The sequence below is a fragment of the Yoonia sp. genome (assembly GCF_042093035.1).
Taxonomy (GTDB): Bacteria; Pseudomonadota; Alphaproteobacteria; order Rhodobacterales; family Rhodobacteraceae; genus Yoonia.
Genome location: NZ_JBELFI010000182.1, coordinates 2,110 through 3,253 on the forward strand (window position 1 = coordinate 2,110; position 1,144 = coordinate 3,253).

The 1,144-nt window shown below is 55.2% G+C and carries 2 protein-coding genes; both read right to left on the bottom strand.

Annotated features, from left to right (window positions below; genetic code table 11):
* The coding region (gene flgA / locus ACFDSS_RS14240; RefSeq protein WP_213394360.1) for a flagellar basal body P-ring formation chaperone FlgA at positions 1-713 on the bottom strand (713 nt) is incomplete at its 3' end.
* 1 nt (position 714) lies between these two features.
* Positions 715-1,056, bottom strand: a complete 342-nt coding sequence (locus ACFDSS_RS14245) for a FimV family protein (RefSeq protein ID WP_375256378.1) — start codon at positions 1,054-1,056, stop codon at positions 715-717.
* Positions 1,057-1,144: the final 88 nt, after the last annotated feature.

Below are 1,144 nucleotides of genomic sequence, written 5' to 3' on the forward strand. Positions count from 1 at the left end.
CAGGGCGCCATTTTAGAGATGACCTGAACTTTTCTTTCCTGAGAGATCTGTCCGATCACTTCGCTGCCACTGCTCAGGTTTCTTAGGCGTATGTTATCTCCAATTTGGCCCGGTTCCAAGGCGATGCCGGGACTTTCTATTTCTATACCGCCGTTCACGATCTGCAAAGTGACAATATCATCGGCATTTATAGCCCAATCGCGCTGCAGATGGCGCGGACTGACCGGCACGCGGGGCGTCAAAGATTGCGACAAAACCCTGCCGACAACATCCTCGATCACAATATAGACATTATTGACTGACAATGGATCGATTGGTCGGATTTCCAGATCGTCCAATTGTATCCTGTCGCCGCTACGCAGCGGTCGGCGCAGAAAGACTGCTTGTGCGACCTGTCCCTCGGCGACTTTTGGGACATGAGGAAGCGCGCCTTGGACCTGCGCGCGCAATGCAATGCTCCATTCCACTGGCGACGGGCAGCGGACAGTCACACTGCGCCAGCCACTGAAAGCTTGCTCCACCTCCAACGGCGCGTCACAAGCATAGAATTGTTTTTCAGGCATGACATTTGGTGCGGCGATCTCGCCAACGCTGGCCAGCCGTTCAATGATTGCCTGCTGGACTTCTTGCCCCGTCACAATCCGCGTTGCCGCCTGATCCTGCGCCAAGAGCGCGACAGGCCAGAACAGCACGATGGAAAGCCAGCGTATCATACTAGAACAAATAAATATGGTCGGGGACGGTTGGGAAGCCATCAGCCTCAGGCAAGATCAGGGTTTGACCCGCCACCATCCTGTCGGGATCGCCCCGCAGAAAAGCGCGCGGGTTATCATGAACGACTTTCTCAATCACCGTTTGCAGACCTGTCGACCCGTAGCGATACTGGCGCAGTATCCCCAACAGATTTTCACCCGGCGCAATGATATGGTGGTTGCCTGACGCAGCTGTGTCAGAGCAGTCCGCCATGCACAGCAAAACCCAAGGCTCTTGCGCTTTTGCAACGTGCGGCAGCATGAACATGGCAAGAAGTGGTAAGATCACTAGGCCCAATCGCATGACGTTCAACCTCCTATTTCAAAGCGCACTTTGGCGCCGGCCAATTGCCCGCCGGCACGCTTTGCGTTCATCGGGCTCAGGACAGCTT

What these genes read in the sequence shown, in the direction of transcription:
- ACFDSS_RS14245 (WP_375256378.1), bottom strand. Translation starts at nt 1,056, where the DNA reads ATGCGATTGGGCCTAGTGATCTTACCACTTCTTGCCATGTTCATGCTG.